The sequence below is a fragment of the Streptomyces sp. URMC 126 genome, assembly GCF_051386555.1.
Lineage (GTDB): Bacteria > Actinomycetota > Actinomycetes > Streptomycetales > Streptomycetaceae > Streptomyces.
The window spans coordinates 21,930-39,976 of the sequence record NZ_JBPQTX010000026.1 but is presented as its reverse complement, the minus strand read 5'-3'; the positions used below and the strand labels follow the sequence as shown (position 1 = coordinate 39,976).

Below are 18,047 nucleotides of genomic sequence, written 5' to 3'. Positions count from 1 at the left end.
GTGCGGGGGCGCAGCCCCCCCAAGAAACGGGAAGGGGCGGGACAGGGGCAACCCCCATCCCGCCCCGGGCCGGAGCGACCCCGAACGCCTACGCGCCCGGCAGCCCGTCGATCTGAGCCTTGATCCGCTCGATGTCGGCCTCCGCCTTCGCAAGGCGAGTGCGAATCTTCTCGACAGCGACCTCCGCCGCCTTCGCCAGAAACGCCTCGTTCCCCAGCTTCGCTGTAGCCGCCGCCTTCTCCTTCTCGGCAGCCGCCAGCGCCTTCGTCAGCCGCTTCCGCTCCGCCTCGACGTCGATCGTCCCGGACAGGTCCAGGGAGACCGTCGCACCACCGATGGTGAGGTTCGCGGTCGGCTGGAAGCCGTCCTCGGCCGGCTGGAGCCGCAGCAACTGCCGGATCGCACCCTCGTGCGCGGCGAGCGGCGTACCGTCCAGGCCGAGCCGCGCCGGCACCCGCTGCCCGGGCTGGAGACCCTGGTCCGCGCGGAACCGCCGGACCTCGGTGATCACCTGCTGGAGGTTCTCGATCTCCGCCTCGGCCGCCGCGTCACGGAACCCGCTGTCGGTCGGCCAGTCGGCGACGACCAGCGACTCCTTGCCGGTGAGGGTCGTCCACAGCGCCTCGGTGACGAAGGGGACGATCGGGTGCAGCAGCTTGAGGGTGACGTCCAGGACCTCGCCGAGGACGCGCGCCGAGACCTTCGCCTGCTCGCCGCCGCCCATGAACGTGGTCTTGGACAGCTCGACGTACCAGTCGAAGACCTCGTCCCACGCGAAGTGGTAGAGGGCGTCGGACACCTTGGAGAACTGGTAGTCCTCGTAGTACGCGTCCACCTCGGCGACGGTCGCGTTGAGACGCGACAGGATCCACCGGTCGGTGGCCGACAGCTTCTCGGCCGCCGGGAGTTCGCCCTCCACGGTCGCGCCGTTCATCAGGGCGAACCGCGTGGCGTTCCAGATCTTGTTGGCGAAGTTTCGGGACGCCTGGACCCAGTCCTCGCCGATCGGCACGTCCGTACCGGGGTTGGCGCCCTTGGCCAGGGTGAACCGGACGGCGTCGGAGCCGTACCGGTCCATCCAGTCCAGCGGGTCGACGACGTTGCCGAAGGACTTGGACATCTTCTTGCCGCGCTCGTCGCGCACCAGACCCGTGAGGGCGATGGTGTGGAACGGGGCGACGCCGTCCATCGCGTAGAGGCCGAACATCATCATCCGGGCGACCCAGAAGAAGATGATGTCGTGGCCGGTGAGCAGGACATCGGTGGCGTAGAACTTCTCCAGGTCCGGCGTCTTCTCCGGCCAGCCGAGCGTGGAGAACGGCCACAGGCCGGAGGAGAACCAGGTGTCGAGGACGTCGGAGTCCTGGTGCCAGCCCTCGCCGGACGGCGGCTCCTCGTCCGGGCCGACGCAGACGACCTGGCCCTCGGGGCCGTACCAGACCGGGATGCGGTGGCCCCACCACAGCTGGCGCGAGATGCACCAGTCGTGCATGTTGTCGACCCAGTCGAAGTAGCGCTTCGACATGTCCTCCGGGTGGATCTTCACCCGGCCGTCACGGACGGCGTCACCGGCGGCCTGGGCCAGCGGGCCGACCTTGACCCACCACTGCATCGACAGGCGCGGCTCGACGGTCGTGTGGCAGCGCGAGCAGTGCCCGACGGAGTGGACGTACGGGCGCTTCTCGGCGACGATCCGGCCCTGCTCGCGCAGCGCGGCGACGATCGCCGACCGCGCCTCGAAGCGGTCCAGGCCGAGGAACGGGCCGTGCACGGTGATGACGCCGTGCTCGTCCATGACCGTCATCGACGGCAGGTCGTGGCGCCGGCCGATGGCGAAGTCGTTGGGGTCGTGTGCCGGGGTCACCTTGACGGCGCCGGTGCCGAACTCCGGGTCGACGTGCGTGTCGGCGACGACGGGGATCGTGCGGTCCGTCAGCGGCAGCTTGATCTGCTTGCCGACGAGGTGCGCGTAGCGCTCGTCGTCCGGGTGAACGGCGACGGCCGTGTCGCCCAGCATCGTCTCGGCACGCGTGGTGGCGACGACCAGCGAGTCCTCACCCTCGCCGTACCGGATGGAGACGAGCTCGCCGGCGTCCTCCTGGTACTCCACCTCGATGTCCGAGATGGCCGTGAGGCAGCGGGGGCACCAGTTGATGATGCGCTCGGCGCGGTAGATCAGCTCGTCGTCGTAGAGCTTTTTGAAGATCGTCTGGACGGCCTTGGACAGGCCCTCGTCCATGGTGAAGCGCTCGCGCGACCAGTCGACGCCGTCGCCGAGCCGACGCATCTGGCCGAGGATCTTCCCGCCGTACTCCTCCTTCCACTGCCAGACGCGGTCGACGAACGCCTCCCGGCCGAGGTCGTGGCGGGACTTGCCCTCCTCGGCGAGCTGCTGCTCGACCTTGTTCTGCGTGGCGATGCCGGCGTGGTCCATGCCCGGCAGCCACAGTGCCTCGAAGCCCTGCATCCGCTTGCGGCGGGTCAGGGCGTCCATCAGCGTGTGCTGGAAGGCGTGGCCCAGGTGGAGCGAGCCGGTGACGTTGGGCGGGGGGATGACGATCGTGTACGGCTTCTTGTCGCTCGCGGCGTCGGCCGTGAAGTAGCCCCGCTCTACCCAGCGCTCGTACAGCGGCCCCTCTACTTCGGCCGGCGCGTACTGGGTCGGCAGTTCGGGGACGCTGTCGTGTTGCTGCTGAGTGTTCTCGGTCACGGGGGAAATTCTACGGGGCCGAGGCGGCCCGCCACGAACCCGTTTACCCCTGACCCGACCCGGAATCGCACCCTGAGAGGTGTAAGGGCAAACGGACACAAGTGCCGCACCCACCCCACGCGCCACAAGAGACCTGCCGCCCCCGGGCAAAACCCACGCGGAGCACCGCACCCGACAAACACGCCCCTCCCAAAAAACCCACCCCGCCGTCCATGCCATCCATACCGTCCTCGGCATCCCGGGGCGCCACCGGCGGCGAGGCGATGGCGCCCGAGGAGCCGTCCGAGCCGACGGCTAAGGTGCGAAGCGAAGCGCGCAGTGAGAAAGCGCGGCCGCGGGGAGCGGCCTCGACGGGGGGGGAGAAGGCGATGACGCACATCCGGTTGCCCGGATCCGAGCGTCCGTCCCCCTGTACCCCGGCGGGCCCCACTCTCCCGGACGGCTGTGCCGAAACCGTTGCCAACCCGAGGTAAGGCCGGGATAAGGCATCGGAAAAGATGGCGCGAACTCCGCCTTCGTCCCCCCCACACCCCAAGAGAGAACTCCCACACACCATGAGCTTCAACCAGCCGGGCCCCTACGGCCAGCAGCCCCAGGCCCCCTACGGCCAGCAGCCGGGCATGCCCGGCCCGTACCCGCCGCCGATCCCCCCGCAGGGCGGCGGCAAGGGCAAGACGATCGCCATCGTCCTCGGCATCGTCCTGGTGATCGGCGCACTCGCCGGCGGCGGCTACATGCTCCTCGGCGGCGGCAGCGACGGCGACGACGTGAAGCCGTACACGGTCGTCCTGCCGGAGAAGCTGCTGGACGGCAAGTTCACCAAGAGCACGACGCCGACCGCGGAGAAGTCCGAGGACCTGTCCGGCGACGACGAGACCAAGAAGCATGGCATCGAGAACGGTAAGGGGGTCCGGGCGATGTACGAGAACCCCGAAAAGCACAAACTCCCCGTCGTCGCCGTTTACGGCGATCTCGCCGACCCCGACCGGTCGGTCGGCGCGGTGATCGCGGACATGGAGGAGAAGCAGAAGAAGAACCAGGAGAGCCCCCTCGCCCGGCAGGCGAAGGTGGAAACGGTGACGCCGTGGACCGAGTTCAGCCCGAGCGGTTTCGACGGCAAGGTCATGAAGTGCCGACTGCAGAAGGTGGTCGTCACCATGAGCACCGTTTCCAGTGAGAACAACACGAGCACGTGCGTCTGGGGCGACTCGAGCGCCGTGGGTGTCGTGCAGCACAGTGTCTCCACGAGCAGTTCGCCGCTCGCGACGACCAACGCCACCGGCACGGTGATGCCCGCCAAGGAACTGGCCGAGGCCACCGCCAAGATCCGCAACGAGGTCCGCAAGGACAAGTAGCAAGCGCCATGAGGCGACCGGCCCCGAAGGGAAAGACATGAGCTCAGACCAGCCGAACCCGTACGGTCAGCCGACCCCGCCCGGCCCCTACGGGCAGGGCGCCGGGGCGCCAGGCGGGCAGCCGGGCTACGGCTACCCTCCGGGCCAACCGCCTCAGCAGCAGCCGAACCCCTACGGGCAGCAGCCGCAGCAGCCCCCGGCCGGCCCGTACGGGCAACCGCCCCAGCAGCCGCCGAACCCCTACGGGCAGCAGCCGGGCCCGTACGGCGTCCCGCCGCAGCAGCCCGGCCCCTACGGGCAGTACGGGCCCTACGGGCAGCAGCCCGGCATGCCCGGCCCGTACCCGCCGCCCATACCCCCGCAGCGCTCCGGCAAGGGCAAGGCGATCGGCATCACCGTCGGCGCGCTGGCCGTCGTCGGGGCCCTCCTCGCCGGGGGTTACGCGGTCTTCGGCAGGGGTGGCGGCGGCGGTTCCGTACCCGACGACGGGAAGCGGTACAAGCTGACGGCGCCGGACACCGTGCTCGGGGACTTCACGAAGGACCCCGCCGAGACCGACAAGGGTTTCGGGCCCAACGGCAGAGAGAACGCCGCCGAGTTGGGCGTCGCCGACGCCGAGAAGGCGGGCGCCGGCTACGAGGCCGGCACGGGCTTGACCCAGAAGTACATCTTCTTCGGCGGCGTCTACGGGAAGATCAAGAACCCGGAGAAGACTCTCGACCGGCTGTTCGTCCTCATGGGCCGGTCCTTGGAGAAGGAGGACAAGGGCGGCAAGGACGGCAAGGGCGAGCTGGAGGGCAGCCCGCAGAAGGTCACCCCGCCGGGGCTGGGGAACGCCGTGATGAAGTGCCAGTACGTGAAGACCGCCGGCGGCTCCGGCGGAGCCCCCGCCGACTTCAGGGCGCCCCTCTGCGCCTGGGCCGACCACAGCACCACCGCCGTCGTCATGCGCGTGGACCTGGCGTCCGCGATGGGCAGTGGCACGCCCTTGCAGCAGGCCGCCGAGCAGACCGTCCGGTTCCGCGACGCCGTCCGTGTCGAGGTGGACCGATGACGCGACCGGACCCCTACGGGCCGCCGCCCTCGCAGTCACCTCACCCCGCGCACGGCGGCGGCCCCTCCGGCCTGCCCATAGCGCCCGTAGCGCCCGGGCAAGTCCCCGGCCAGGCACCCGGCCAGGCGCCCTACCCGCCCTTCTGCCCTCCGCCTCTCCCTCACCTTCCCCCTCCCCCTCCCCCGCGCCGCTCGGGCAAGGGCAAGGTCATCGGTGTCGCCGTCGGCCTGGTCGCCCTGATAGGCGCCCTCTCCGGCGGCTTCTTCCTCTTCCGGGGCGGATCCGGCGGCTCGGGCGGCTCGGGCGGCCCGGGAGACGAGGACGGCCGGCGCTACCGGCTCCTCACGCCCACCACCGTCCTCGGCGAGTTCACGAGGAACGATGCCGACGGCGGGAACGCCGCGATGGACGCGAAGGAGAACGCGGCCCTGGGCATCCGGGACGCCCGCTCCGCGGGAGGCGAGTACGAGGCCGCTGCCGGCACCAACCGCAAACGCCTCTCGTACCACGGCGTCTGGGGCCGGATCGACGATCCCGAGGCCACCGTTGACCGCCTGTTCCGGCTGGTCGGAAAGGACCGCCGGAAGTCCGGCGACGACGATGCCCCCCGTTACGTGGGGACCCCGCGAAAGATGCGGCCGGCCGGTCTCGGCGACGCCGTGATGAAGTGCCAGGCCATGCGGTTCAGCGCCCCCGGCAAGTCCGCCGACATGCCGTTCTGCGCCTGGGCCGACCACAGCACGGTGGCCTTGGTGATGGTGGCGGACAGGGCCTCCGTCCTGTCCGGCGACTCCGGCGATCTGGACCGGTGCGCCGAGACCGCGGTCCGGCTCCGCCACGAGGTACGCGTCGCCCGCGAGAACTGACGCGTCGCCCGCGAGAACCGAGCGGGAGGAGGCCGGGCGGGACGCCCGCCGGCAGACGCGGCCCGGCCTCCGGCGGCGATGAGGGCGCCGATAGCGTGACCGGTGATCCACCAGCACTGCAAGGAGCCTCCATGCCGGTCACGGCCCCGCCGTCCCCACGGCCCCGCGTCCTCTACGTCACCGACCTCGCCTACGAGGCCAAGGGACGCCGGTACTGCGACGAGGACGTCTTCCTCGCCTCGCGGCTCCGCGAGCGGTTCGACATCGCGCTCTGCCACCCGCTGGACGCCGTCGCCCTGATGGACGCCTTCGACCTCGTCGTCGTCCGCAACAGCGGCCCCGTCCTCAACTACCAGGCCGAGTACGACCACTTCCGCGCCGAGGCCGTCCGCCGCGGCACCCGCGTGTACAACCGGCTGACAGGCAAGGCCGACATGGCCGGCAAGCGGTACCTGCTCGACCTCACCGCCGCCGGCTACCCCGTCATACCGACCGTCGACCGCCTCGCGGACCTCGACCGCCTGCCGGCCGTCGACGAGTACGTGGTGAAGCCCAAGCAGGGCGCCGACTCGATCGGCCTGGAGTTCCTGCCCCGCGAGCGGCTGGCGGGCATCGCGGACGGCGAGGTCCTCGTCCAGCCGCGCATCCGCTTCGCGTACGAGGTGTCGTTCTACTTCGTCGACGACGCCTTCCAGTACGCGCTGTACGCCCCCGACCCGGCCCGCCGCTGGGCCCTGGAGCCCTACGAGCCCACCGACGCCGACCTCGCGTTCGCGCGCCGCTTCGTCGAGTGGAACGGCGCCGACCACGGCATCCAGCGCGTCGACGCCTGCCGTACGCCCGAGGGCGGGCTGCTCCTCGTCGAGCTGGAGGACCTCAACCCGTACCTCTCCCTGGACTCGCTGCCGCCGGCCGCCCGCGACGCGTTCGTCGACGCCCTGGCCGCCTCCCTGCACCGGGCCCTCTGACGGCATACGCCGAGGCGCCCGGCCGCCGGTTCGGAAACCGGCGGCCGGGCGCCCGCGGAAAACCCGAGCGCTACGCGCTCTTCTCGTGCCGCTCCCCCGAGCCCGGCTCGTTGCCCCGAGTCCGCGGCACCAGGGTGGGGTTGACGTTCGACTGCACGACGTCCGCCGTGATGACGACCCGGGCGACGTCCTTCCGGGACGGCACCTCGTACATCACCGACTGGAGGACCTCCTCCATGATGGCCCGCAGGCCGCGCGCGCCGGTGCCGCGCAGGATCGCCTGGTCGGCGATGGCCTCCAGCGCCGGGCGGTCGAAGTCCAGCTCCACGCCGTCGAGTTCGAAGAGGCGCTGGTACTGCTTGACCAGCGCGTTGCGCGGCTCGACGAGGATCTTCAGCAGGGCCGCGCGGTCCAGGTTGTGGACGCTGGTGATCACCGGCAGCCGGCCGATGAACTCCGGGATCATGCCGAACTTGACCAGGTCCTCCGGCATGACCTCCTGGAACTGGTCGCTCGCCTCGATCTCGCGCTTGGAGCGGATCGTCGCGCCGAAGCCGATGCCCTTGGCGCCCGCCCGGGACTCGATGATCTTCTCCAGGCCGGAGAACGCGCCACCCACGATGAACAGCACGTTCGTCGTGTCGATCTGGATGAACTCCTGGTGCGGGTGCTTGCGGCCGCCCTGCGGGGGCACCGAGGCCGTGGTGCCCTCCAGGATCTTCAGCAGGGCCTGCTGCACGCCCTCGCCGGAGACGTCCCGAGTGATCGACGGATTTTCGCTCTTTCGGGCGACCTTGTCGATCTCGTCGATGTAGATGATGCCGGTCTCGGCCTTCTTGACGTCGTAGTCGGCGGCCTGGATCAGCTTCAGCAGGATGTTCTCGACGTCCTCGCCGACGTAGCCCGCCTCGGTCAGCGCCGTGGCGTCCGCGATGGCGAACGGGACGTTCAGCATGCGGGCGAGCGTCTGCGCCAGCAGCGTCTTGCCGGACCCGGTCGGGCCGAGCAGCAGGATGTTGGACTTGGACAGCTCGATGGCGTCGTCACGGTCGCGCCCGCCGGCCTCGCCGGCCTGAACGCGCTTGTAGTGGTTGTAGACGGCCACCGAGAGGGCCTTCTTCGCGGCCTCCTGGCCGACGACGTAGCCCTCGAGGAACTCGTAGATCTCCCGGGGCTTGGGCAGTTCCTCCCAGCGCACCTCGGAGGTCTCCGCGAGCTCTTCCTCGATGATCTCGTTGCAGAGGTCGATGCACTCGTCGCAGATGTACACACCAGGACCCGCGATGAGCTTCTTCACCTGCTTCTGGCTCTTCCCGCAGAACGAGCACTTGAGCAGGTCGCCGCCGTCACCGATGCGTGCCACGAGGTGCTTCCCCTTCGCCTGGGATCCGCCTTGCTCTGCGAACCCGAGTGCTTGCCTATCGACGGTACCTTGCCGGGCCCCCCGTGCGGGCCCCCCTCGCACCTACTCGGCCAAGGGGGGTACCGGCGGCACAGTGCCCGGGAGGTCCGGGACACTGTCGCGGACCGCTTTCCGGGCTGTCGCGTCAGACCGCGACGGACGACTTGCGCGTCGAGACGATCTGGTCGACGAGACCGTACGCCAGCGCGTCCTCGGCCGTGAGGATCTTGTCGCGCTCGATGTCGTCGCGGATCTTCTCGATCGGCGTGGTGGAGTGCTTGGCCAGCATCTCCTCCAGCTGCGTCCGCATCCGCATGATCTCGTTCGCCGCGATCTCCAGGTCGGAGAGCTGCTCACGGCCCGTCTGGCTGGACGGCTGGTGGATCAGGACACGGGCGTTGGGCAGCGCCATGCGCTTGCCCGGAGTGCCGGCCGCGAGCAGGATCGCCGCGGCGGAGGCGGCCTGGCCCATGCAGACCGTCTGGATGTCCGGCTTCACGAACTGCATCGTGTCGTAGATGGCGGTCAGCGCGGTGAACGAGCCGCCGGGCGAGTTGATGTAGATCGAGATGTCCCGGTCGGGGTCCATCGACTCCAGGCACAGCAGCTGCGCCATCACGTCGTTGGCGGAGGCGTCGTCGATCTGCACGCCGAGGAAGATCACGCGCTCCTCGAAGAGCTTCGCGTACGGGTCGTACTCGCGCACGCCCTGGGAGGTGCGCTCGACGAAGCGGGGGACGACGTAACGACTCTCGGCGGGCAGGCCGGAGAACTGCGCCTGCGGGCCCGTGTGGAGGCCGCTGCCGGGGAAGTTGTTCATGCGGGTGTTCACCATCCTGATGGCGGTCGTTGGCTGGGATTCGACGGTCGGGCGGTACTCCCGGGGATCACCCCCGGACTCCCGGGGATCGGACCCCGGGTTCCCGGGGCTCAGGCCCCGGTGCCGCCGCCGCCCGGAACGCCGGAGGCGTGGGTGATGATCTCGTCGATGATCCCGTACGCCTTCGCCTCCTCCGCGCTGAACCAGCGGTCGCGGTCGCCGTCGCGGATGATCGTCTCCACCGTCTGGCCGGTGTGGTGCGCGGTGATCTCCGCCATGCGCTTCTTGGTGCGGAGCAGCTGCTCGGCCTGGATCTTGATGTCCGAGGCGGTACCGCCGAGGCCCGCGGAACCCTGGTGCATCAGGATGTCGGTGTTGGGCAGCGCGAAGCGCTTGCCCGGGGTGCCACCGGTCAGCAGGAACTGGCCCATCGAGGCCGCGAGGCCCATGCCGATGGTGACCACGTCGTTCGGGATGTACTGCATGGTGTCGTAGACCGCCATGCCGGCCGTCACCGAGCCGCCGGGGCTGTTGATGTAGAGGTAGATGTCCTTGTCGGGGTCGGCGGCAAGGAGCAGCAGCTGAGCCGTGATCTTGTTGGCGATGTCGTCGTCGACCTGCTGGCCCAGGAAGATGATCCGCTCGTCGAGCAGTCGACTGTAGACCTGGTCGCCGAGGCCACCACCGATGGAAGGTCCGCCGGCGGCGGAAGGCATCAGATTCGTCACGTGATCCACCTGCTCGTCTCTGACGGCAACGGGCCGTCTCCGCGTCTTCACTCGGGGCCGGGGGGCCTTGGGGCCGGTACGGTCCGGCGCGCTCAACGTCTCCCCTGCCCTCGTATCTACGGACCCTAACGCGCTGGTCGGCGGGCGCCATCCCGCATGAGGAACTGTTCGCTCTGAGCGCAGGTTCCGTCCGGTCCGGCCCCGCTGGGCCGCCACCGACGGCGCCCGGGGCGCTCCCGCACGCGCTGCGCCGGCACCCGACCGGCGCCGAAGCCGGGACGGGCCCGGACACGGCCCGCGGCGGGGTCGTGTCCGGGCCCGTCCCGAAGGCCGTCCCCGCGGTCACCGCGCCCGGGGGCACGGTGACCGCGGGGCGCGGCCGGTGGGCGTTCCGGGGGCTCAGCCCTCGTTCTTCGCCTCGGCGTCCTCGGAGGCGGCGGCCTCGACCGTCTCGGCGGTCTCGGTCTCCTCCTCGTCCTCCAGGTCGACGACCTCGCCGTTGGTGTCCTTGACCGTGGCGGCCTCGACGACGGTCGCGAGCGCCTTGCCGCGGGCGACCTCACCGACGAGCATCGGGACCTGGCCCTGCTCGACGACGGCCTGGGCGAACTGGTCGGGGCTCATGCCGGAGGACTGGGCACGGCGCATCAGGTGCTCGGTGAGCTCGTCCTGGCCGACCGACAGCTTCTCCTTGTTGACGATCTCGTCGAGGACGAACTGGGTGCGGATGCCCTTCTCGGCCTGCTCCTTGAGCTCGGCGTCGAACTCCTCGGCGGTCTTGCCCTGGATCTCCAGGTACTTCGCCAGGGTGAGGCCCATCTGGCCCAGCTGGTGGTGCTCCAGGTTGTGCTTCCGGGTGTTGACCTCGTCCTCGAGGAGCTTCTCCGGCATCGGAACCTCGACCAGCTTCAGGAGCTCGTCGAGCACCTTCTCCTGGGCCTGGGTGGCCTGGTCGAACTTCTTCATCCGGGCCAGGCGCTCACGGCTGTCCGCCTTGAGCTCCTCCAGCGTGTCGAACTCGCTCGCGAGCTGGGCGAACTCGTCGTCCAGGGCGGGCAGTTCGCGGGACTTCACCGCGGTGACCTCGACCTTGACCTCGGCCTCCTTGCCCTCGGCGCTGCCGCCCTTGAGCTCGGAGGTGAAGGTGGCGGTGCCGCCGGCCTCCAGGCCGGTGACGGCCTCGTCGATGCCGTCGAGCAGCTGGCCGGAGCCGATGGTGTAGTCGACGCCCTTGGCGACGCCGTCCTCCAGCACCTCGCCGTCGACCTTGGCCTCCAGGTCGAGGGTGACGATGTCGCCCTCGGCGGCGGCGCGCTCGACCGGGGAGGTGGTGGCAAAGCGCTCGCGGAGCTGCTCGACCGACTTCTCCACGTCCTCGTCGGTGACCTCGACGGCGTCGACGGTGACCTCGATGCCGGAGTAGTCCGGGATCTCCAGGGCGGGACGGATGTCGACCTCGGCGGTGAAGGTCAGCAGCTCGCCGTCCTTCAGCTCCGTGATGTCCACCTCGGGCTGACCCAGCGGGTTCAGCTCACCCTCGTTGACGGCCTCGGTGTAGAACTTCGGGAGCGCGTCGTTGACGGCCTCCTCCAGCACCGCACCGCGGCCGAAGCGCTGGTCGATGACCCGGGCAGGGATCTTGCCCTTCCGGAAGCCAGGCACCGAGACCTGCTGGTTGATCTTCTTGTACGCCGCGTCGAGGCTGGGCTTGAGCTCCTCGAAGGGCACCTCGACAGTGAGCCGAACCCGGGTCGGGTTCAGGGTCTCCACGGCGCTCTTCACGGTTCGGTCTCCTTGGGGCTGACTTCGGGTTTTTCTGCTGAGGTTCTGCTGAGCTTCAGCGGATCGCGCCCGGTAGTAGAGACACAGACGCGCAACCTGCATAGTAACCGCACGCAGGATGAGCCCCACAAGGTGATCTTGCTGGTCGGGGTGGCCGGATTCGAACCGACGACCTTCCGCTCCCAAAGCGGACGCGCTACCAAGCTGCGCCACACCCCGTCGGTGCGACACGTAGGGTACATGCCCGCGGGAGCCCCGGCCGACCTTTGACCGCGGGTTGACACGGAGGCGTACGCGGCGGCGAGCACCGGGATGACCACGGGAGATGCCCGCGGGGCAAACGTGGCGGACGGGCCGGAGGGGCGGGCGCCGGCGGGCCCGGGATCGGAAGCGGCACCGGGGTGTGCGACGGAGGGCCGGGACCCGCTACGATGCACGTCAGTGCCGCGCACCCGCAGGGGTGGAAGCGGCGCGCGCGGGCGTAGCTCAATGGTAGAGCCCCAGTCTTCCAAACTGGCTACGCGGGTTCGATTCCCGTCGCCCGCTCGGACGACGCCCCCGGCCACCGGCCGGGGGCGTTTCTCGTGTTCCGCTCCCCTAGGGGTTCCCAGGGATCACCTAGGGGTTCTCCGGGGCCGCCTTCGGCGCGGCCCCGGAGGGCGACGGCTCAGAGTTTGATGTTGCTGATCGTCTGGGCGAGCGAGTTGAGGAACCGGTGGATCGACGGGGCCATGCCCGACGATGCCAGGAAGAAGCCGAAGAGGGCGGCGACGGTGGCCGCGCCGGCCTTGATCTTCCCGCCGCGGATCATCATCACCAGGATGATCGCCAAGAGCAGCACCGCAGACACCGATATGGCCACAACTGATCACACCCTCGGTCGAAGAACCTGGCCCGGTCCCCGGAGCACCACCTCGTCGGGCTCCACCGCACCATCGTGCCATCAACTCGCCCCGCTCGGAGGTGGTGTGACGATTCATCGACGATTTGACCGACTCCGTCACGGGGCGTTTTCCGGCCTCGGTGGCCGGTCTCCGGAGGGTGTGGTCCCCGGGGCCGCCGTCCGGCGGTCGCGCGGCGGCGGCCCGGCGGTCACCCGGAAGCATTGCCACCGCTTTGCCGGATCCCGCTAGGGTGCGTCGAATGTCCCGCACCGCCACGTCCCCGGCGCGTACCGCGGCCCCCGCTCCCGGCCCGTCCCAGGCCGGTTCCGCCGCCGTATCGCGCGACCCGTTCTTCGACAACGCGAAGTACCTGGCCCTCGTGCTCGTCGTGCTCGGCCACGCCTGGGAACCGCTCACCCACGGCGGCCGCGCCGCGACGGCGCTGTACCTCACCGTCTACACGTTCCACATGCCGGCGTTCATCCTGATCTCCGGCTACTTCTCGCGGGGCTTCGACCTGAGCCCGCCCAAGGTCAAGCGGCTGATCACCAGCGTCCTGGTGCCGTACCTGATCTTCCAGCTCGTCTATGTGGAGTTCCAGCACCTGGCCGAGGACGGCGCCGATCCGGAGCCGTTCACGCTGCTGGAGCCCTGGTACCTGAACTGGTTCCTGGCCGCGCTCTTCCTGTGGCGGCTGACGACGCCGATCTGGCGGACCGTGCGGTGGCCGGTTCCGCTCTCCTTCGCCGTCGCGATCATGGCGATGCTGGCCCCCGAGGTGGGCAGCGAGTTCGATGTGATGCGCGTCATGCAGTTCCTGCCGTTCTTCGTGATCGGCCTGAACCTGAAGCCCGCCCACTTCGAGCTGGTGCGGCGGCGCTGGGTGCGGATCGCGGCGGTGCCGCTGTTCGCCTGCGCGGTGGCCACGGCGTATCTGCTGGCCCCGCGGCTGGACAGCGGCTGGTTCTACCGCAACGCCACCGTCCGGGACCTGGGCGAGCCCGCCTGGACGGCGCCCGTGATGACGTTCGCGCTCTTCCTGTGCGCCGCCGCGCTGACGGCGGGGTTCCTGGCCTGGGTGCCGCGCCGGCGGACGTGGTTCACGACGCTGGGCACCGGGACGATGTACGGCTTCCTGCTGCACGGCTTTGTGATCAAGCTGTCCCGGTGGTGGGAGTGGTACGACGAGTACGACTGGATCCGCCGGCCGGCGGGCGAGGTCCTGGTGTCGGTCCTCGCCGTCGCCCTGGCCACGGTGTTGTGCTCGGCGCCGGTGCGGCGGGTGTTCCGTCCGGTGATCGAACCGCGGATGGACTGGGCCTTCCGCCTGCCGCCCCGGCCCACCGGAGCGGCGCGGCCCGCGGCCGGGGACGTTCTCGCGGGCGCCGCTAGCGGGCCAGTGTCAGCGACAGCAGCAGTACCGCGTACCAGCCCACCGGTCCCAGCAGACCGATCACCTGCGGGCGGCTGAACAGCGGCGCGCCGGGGTCCGGCTGCGGCCCGTGGGCGCCGGGCGCGGGCGGCGGGAGCTTCCTGAGCCTGGTGTGTACGAACAGGTTCCAGAGCAGCGTCAGCGGCGTGAAGACGATCAGGGAGAACGGGCTCCACCACTGCCAGCAGGTCTTGGCGGTCATGTCGCGCAGCAGCGCGGTGCCGCAGGTGCGGCAGAACCGCCCCTTCTGCGAGAAGAACCGCATCATGATGACGAGGCCCTGGTGGCGGCGGATGGTCACCTGGGCGGCCGGGAACCCGCCGCACACCTGGCAGCTGCCGTGCGCGCCCGGCGTCGCCGGCTGCGGTGCCTGCTGCGGTGCCGCGGCGTAGGGGCCGGCGGCTCCGTACGGATCCCCTTGCGGGGCGCCTCCGTAGGGGTGCCCTTGGGGGGTGACGGCCCCGTAGGGGTTGGCCTGCGGAGCCGTCCCGTAGGGGGCTCCCTGGGGGGCGGCTCCGTAGGGGCTGCCCTGCGGAGCGGTCCCGTACGGGCTGCCCTGCGGGGCCGTCCCGTAGGGGTTCCCCTGCGGGGCGCCGTACGGGTTGCCCTGCGGCGCGGCGGGCGGGGCCTGGTACGGGCCGGGCTGCTGGGCGTACGGGTTCGGCTGCGGCGGCGGCGCGGCGCCCTGCGGCTGCTGCGGATATCCGTAAGGTGCCTGCGGCTGTTGCGGCGGCTGAGGCGTGGTCATGCCGATTCCCCCCGTGGGAAAGAGTGAAGGCGTCGGGTGCGGTCGGCCGGGAACCCGAGAACGTGGCGCGGACACGGTGGTGCCGCGTACGGCGGAAATGCCGGCGGCTCCGATCGGCGGGGCGCGCACATCCGTTCCGCCGCCGTGCCGGGCGTTCGACGACGGACATGTCTATCAACGCGCGCCCGGAAATCGCAATGGCGTAAAGGCGCGGCGCCAAGGCGACGCGGAGGCGTAACGGCGGGACGGGAATGGCCCCGGACCCGGCGACCCGGGAACCCGCGCGGGCGGAAACGGCGGGGGTCGGAAAACGGCGGGAGAAGCCGGAAAAGGCCGTTGTCCGCTCGGAATTCACCGCGCGACCATCGAGCCGCCCGTCGTCCGCACCGGCGCCGGGTTCCTCGGCCGCGCCCGTCCCGCGCGGGGGCTCAGTCGCGCCGGTCGCGGCAGATCAGCAGCAGGGCCCGGTCGTCGTTGACGTCCTTGGCCACGGCCTCGATCAAGTGCCAGGCCGCGCCCGCGAATCCGGTGGTGACGTACCGGTCGGCCTCGCCGGTCAGCCGGTCCATGCCCTCGGTCAGCTCGCGTTCCGCGGTCTCCACCAGGCCGTCGGTGAACAGCATCAGGACGTCGCCGGGGCGCAGCCGCCCCTTGACGGAGTCGAACTCGGCGCCGTCGTAGACGCCGAGCAGCGGCCCTTCCGCGGCTTTCTCCTCCCAGCGCCCGGACCCGGCGCTGAGCTGGAGGGCGGGCACGTGTCCCGCGGAGAACAGCTCGTAGTCACCGCTGTCCAGGTCCAGGACGAGGTGGACGGAGGTGGCGAACCCCTCGTCCCAGTCCTGCCGGAGGAGGTAGCCGTTGGCGGCGGGGAGGAAGGCGTGCGGCGGCAGCGAGCCCAGCAGCCCGCCGAAGGCGCCGGAGAGCAGCAGCGCGCGGGAGGCGGCGTCCATGCCCTTGCCGGACACGTCCGTGAGCACCACTTCCAGCGTCCGGCCGCCGTTGGTGCGCGCGGCGACGACGAAGTCGCCGGAGAACGACTGTCCGCCGGCGGGCCGGAGGGCCATCTCCCGGTGCCAGCCGCGCGGCAGTTTGGGCAGCTTGCTCTGGACGCGGATGCGTTCGCGGAGGTCGAAGAGCATCGTTCCGCCTCGCCGCCACGGGACTCCGACGCGGCTGCGGAACTGGGCGATGAGCAGGCCGAGGAAGCCGACGGCGGCGACGACGAGGATGGTGCCGGGGGTGACGCGGTCGGCGCCGTACGCGGCGGGGTCGAGGACCGCCGACTCGATGATGAGGGCGGTCGCCGCCGCCGCGTAGAGGCCGAGCAGGCTGGCGGGGCGGAGCAGCAGCCCGCCGGCGACGATGGGCAGCACCAGGGCGGCGGGGGCGCACCACTCGGGCTGGGCGATGGTGCCGATGGCGAGGGCCGGTACGGAGAAGAGGAGGGCGCTGAGGGCCAGCCAGTCGGAGCCGTCGCCGCGGAAGTAGTCGACCCCTGCCTTGCGCACGCTCGTGCGGGCCCGGTGCAGTGCTTTGCGCATCCGGGCCGTCGGGGTCTCCGCACCGCCAGTCATTGCTTCGGGACCTTATCCACCCATTCGGCGGCGCGTCGATTCACGCCGCGCCGACACGGCTGCCCGCGGGGCACCTGGGCCGCAACCCTATGCGAAAGACGCTCACCTGATCGGTTATACGGCCCCTCGCATGGCCGTGCGGCGGGGAAACCGGTCGTACAAGCGGAACGCGCGGACCGGCCGCGCCCGCCGGGCCCTCAGCCGCGCTGGCAGCCCGGGCACCAGAACAGATTGCGGGCGGCCAGCCCGGCGGTCCTGATCTCTTCCCCGCAGACGTGGCACGGCTGTCCGGCGCGGCGGTAGACGTACACCTCGCCCCCGTGGTCGTCCACCCGCGGCGGCCGGCCCATGGCCTCGGGGGTGTGGTCCGGCCGCACGGTGTCGATTCTGTTGTTCCGCACGCCCTCGCGCATCAGCGCCACCAGGTCGTGCCAGATGGCATCCCATTCGGAGCGGGTGAGATCACGTCCCGTCCGGTACGGATCGATTCCATGCCGGAACAGGACCTCGGCCCGGTAGACATTGCCCACCCCGGCGACCACCTTCTGGTCCATCAACAGGGCGGCGACGCTCGTCCTGCTGCGCGATATCCGCCGCCAGGCCGGTTCGGGGTCCTCGTCCTCCCGCAGCGGGTCGGGCCCGAGGCGGTCGTGTATAGCCTGCTTCTCACCGTCCGTCAGCAGGGCGCACGCGGTCGGGCCGCGCAGGTCGGCGTACGCGTCGGGGGTGGCGAGCCGCAGCCGGACGGTGTCCGTGGGCGGGGGCGCGGGGGCGGCGCCGAGCGTGTACTTGCCGAAGAGGCCGAGGTGGACGTGGATCCAGCCGGCCGCTCCGAAGCCGAGGAAGAGGTGCTTGCCGTGGGCCTCCGCCTCCTCCAGCACCTGCCCGTCCACCAGCGCGGCGCCGTCCGCGAACTTGCCCTGCGGGCTCGTCGCCCTGACCGGGCGGCCGGCGAACAGGGCGCGGTGGTCCGCCGCCAGGCGATGGATCGTGTGCCCCTCGGGCATGGCGGTGTCCTCCCGGGACGGTCTCCGGAACGGTCTTCGAAACGGCCTTCGGGGCGGCTTCGGAACGGCGAGGGCCCGCCGCGAGCGCGGCGGGCCCGGGGACGTCCGGGGTGGTCAGTCCTGCCGCGGGTGGTGCGCGGGGATCGCGGGCAGCTCGCCCGTCGTCTCGTACCGGCCGAGCATCTCGATGCGGCGGGTGTGACGCTCCTCACCCGAGTACGGCGTGGCGAGGAACACCTCGACGAACTTGGTCGCCTCCTCCTGGGAGTGCATCCGGGCGCCGACCGCGATCACATTGGCGTTGTTGTGCTCCCGGCCCAGCGCGGCCGTCTGCTCGCTCCAGGCCAGCGCGGCGCGGACGCCCTTCACCTTGTTCGCGGCGATCTGCTCACCGTTGCCGGAGCCGCCGATCACGATGCCGAGGCTGCCCTCGTCCGCGGCGGTCCGCTCGGCGGCCCGGAGGCAGAACGGCGGGTAGTCGTCCTGGGCGTCGTAGATGTGGGGACCGCAGTCGACGGGCTCGTGGCCCTGGGCCGTGAGCCACTCGACGAGGTGGGTCTTGAGTTCGTAACCGGCATGGTCGGAGCCGAGGTACACGCGCATGCGTCCGAGTGTGGCACGTCCCGGCGGGTGCCCGTGCCACGCTCCCCGATCGGTACAGCGCGTGAATGCAACGATACGGATTCGGGTCTTCCGAAATACACCTTCGAAAAGTTC

General features: G+C 70.6%; 15 protein-coding genes and 2 tRNA genes. 6 read left to right on the top strand and 11 right to left on the bottom strand.

Going from position 1 to position 18,047, the window contains the following annotated elements:
- Positions 1–88: 88 nt before the first annotated feature.
- On the bottom strand, positions 89–2,710 hold the full coding sequence (locus ACSNOK_RS05600; RefSeq protein ID WP_436779443.1) for a valine--tRNA ligase: 2,622 nt from the start codon (positions 2,708–2,710) through the stop codon (positions 89–91).
- Positions 2,711–3,264: 554 nt separating this feature from the next.
- On the opposite strand from ACSNOK_RS05600, the gene ACSNOK_RS05595 reads away from it, so the two are divergent.
- The 4 genes from ACSNOK_RS05595 to ACSNOK_RS05580 all read left to right on the top strand — a co-directional run bounded on the left by ACSNOK_RS05595 (position 3,265) and on the right by ACSNOK_RS05580 (position 6,953).
- Complete coding sequence (locus tag ACSNOK_RS05595; RefSeq protein WP_436779442.1) at positions 3,265–4,065, top strand: hypothetical protein; 801 nt, start codon at positions 3,265–3,267, stop codon at positions 4,063–4,065.
- A 37-nt stretch (positions 4,066–4,102) separates the two neighbouring features.
- Positions 4,103–5,119 (top strand): hypothetical protein, encoded by a 1,017-nt coding sequence (locus ACSNOK_RS05590; RefSeq protein ID WP_436779441.1) that lies wholly within the window; start codon positions 4,103–4,105, stop codon positions 5,117–5,119.
- A complete protein-coding gene (locus ACSNOK_RS05585; RefSeq protein ID WP_436779440.1) occupies positions 5,116–5,985 on the top strand; it encodes a hypothetical protein in 870 nt (289 codons plus the stop codon). Before ACSNOK_RS05590 ends, ACSNOK_RS05585 begins: the two co-directional genes overlap by 4 nt.
- 131 nt (positions 5,986–6,116) lie before the next feature.
- Positions 6,117–6,953 (top strand): hypothetical protein, encoded by an 837-nt coding sequence (locus ACSNOK_RS05580; RefSeq protein WP_436779439.1) that lies wholly within the window; start codon positions 6,117–6,119, stop codon positions 6,951–6,953.
- A 70-nt stretch (positions 6,954–7,023) separates the two neighbouring features.
- Here ACSNOK_RS05580 and clpX read toward each other — a convergent pair whose 3' ends face one another.
- The 5 genes from clpX to ACSNOK_RS05555 form a co-directional block, all read right to left on the bottom strand.
- Entirely contained in the window at positions 7,024–8,316 is a 1,293-nt protein-coding gene (gene clpX / locus ACSNOK_RS05575; protein ID WP_185944964.1) for an ATP-dependent Clp protease ATP-binding subunit ClpX, read from the bottom strand.
- A gap of 184 nt (positions 8,317–8,500) precedes the next feature.
- Positions 8,501–9,190, bottom strand: a complete 690-nt coding sequence (locus tag ACSNOK_RS05570; protein WP_436779438.1) for an ATP-dependent Clp protease proteolytic subunit — start codon at positions 9,188–9,190, stop codon at positions 8,501–8,503.
- 95 nt (positions 9,191–9,285) lie between these two features.
- Positions 9,286–9,891 (bottom strand): ATP-dependent Clp protease proteolytic subunit, encoded by a 606-nt coding sequence (locus tag ACSNOK_RS05565; RefSeq protein ID WP_051072744.1) that lies wholly within the window; start codon positions 9,889–9,891, stop codon positions 9,286–9,288.
- A 411-nt stretch (positions 9,892–10,302) separates the two neighbouring features.
- Positions 10,303–11,685, bottom strand: a complete 1,383-nt coding sequence (gene tig, locus ACSNOK_RS05560) for a trigger factor (protein WP_436779437.1) — start codon at positions 11,683–11,685, stop codon at positions 10,303–10,305.
- A gap of 142 nt (positions 11,686–11,827) precedes the next feature.
- A tRNA-Pro gene (locus ACSNOK_RS05555) sits at positions 11,828–11,904 on the bottom strand.
- 256 nt (positions 11,905–12,160) lie between these two features.
- On the opposite strand from ACSNOK_RS05555, the gene ACSNOK_RS05550 reads away from it, so the two are divergent.
- Positions 12,161–12,231, top strand: a tRNA-Gly gene (locus ACSNOK_RS05550).
- Between the two features lie 121 nt (positions 12,232–12,352).
- Here the strand turns inward: ACSNOK_RS05550 and ACSNOK_RS05545 are convergent.
- Entirely contained in the window at positions 12,353–12,547 is a 195-nt protein-coding gene (locus ACSNOK_RS05545) for a hypothetical protein (protein WP_185944962.1), read from the bottom strand.
- Between the two features lie 281 nt (positions 12,548–12,828).
- On the opposite strand from ACSNOK_RS05545, the gene ACSNOK_RS05540 reads away from it, so the two are divergent.
- Positions 12,829–14,040: an acyltransferase family protein gene (locus tag ACSNOK_RS05540; RefSeq protein WP_436779436.1), complete on the top strand. Its 1,212-nt coding sequence runs from the start codon at positions 12,829–12,831 to the stop codon at positions 14,038–14,040.
- Here ACSNOK_RS05540 and ACSNOK_RS05535 read toward each other — a convergent pair.
- From ACSNOK_RS05535 to ACSNOK_RS05520, 4 genes are all read right to left on the bottom strand, one after another.
- Complete coding sequence (locus ACSNOK_RS05535) at positions 13,958–14,329, bottom strand: hypothetical protein (RefSeq protein WP_436779435.1); 372 nt, start codon at positions 14,327–14,329, stop codon at positions 13,958–13,960. The genes ACSNOK_RS05540 and ACSNOK_RS05535 overlap by 83 nt on opposite strands.
- Positions 14,330–15,177: 848 nt before the next feature.
- Complete coding sequence (locus ACSNOK_RS05530; RefSeq protein ID WP_436779434.1) at positions 15,178–16,323, bottom strand: PP2C family protein-serine/threonine phosphatase; 1,146 nt, start codon at positions 16,321–16,323, stop codon at positions 15,178–15,180.
- Positions 16,324–16,520: 197 nt separating this feature from the next.
- Positions 16,521–17,330: an Fpg/Nei family DNA glycosylase gene (locus ACSNOK_RS05525; protein WP_436779433.1), complete on the bottom strand. Its 810-nt coding sequence runs from the start codon at positions 17,328–17,330 to the stop codon at positions 16,521–16,523.
- A 114-nt stretch (positions 17,331–17,444) separates the two neighbouring features.
- Entirely contained in the window at positions 17,445–17,933 is a 489-nt protein-coding gene (locus ACSNOK_RS05520; RefSeq protein WP_436779432.1) for a ribose-5-phosphate isomerase, read from the bottom strand.
- Positions 17,934–18,047 lie beyond the last annotated feature (114 nt).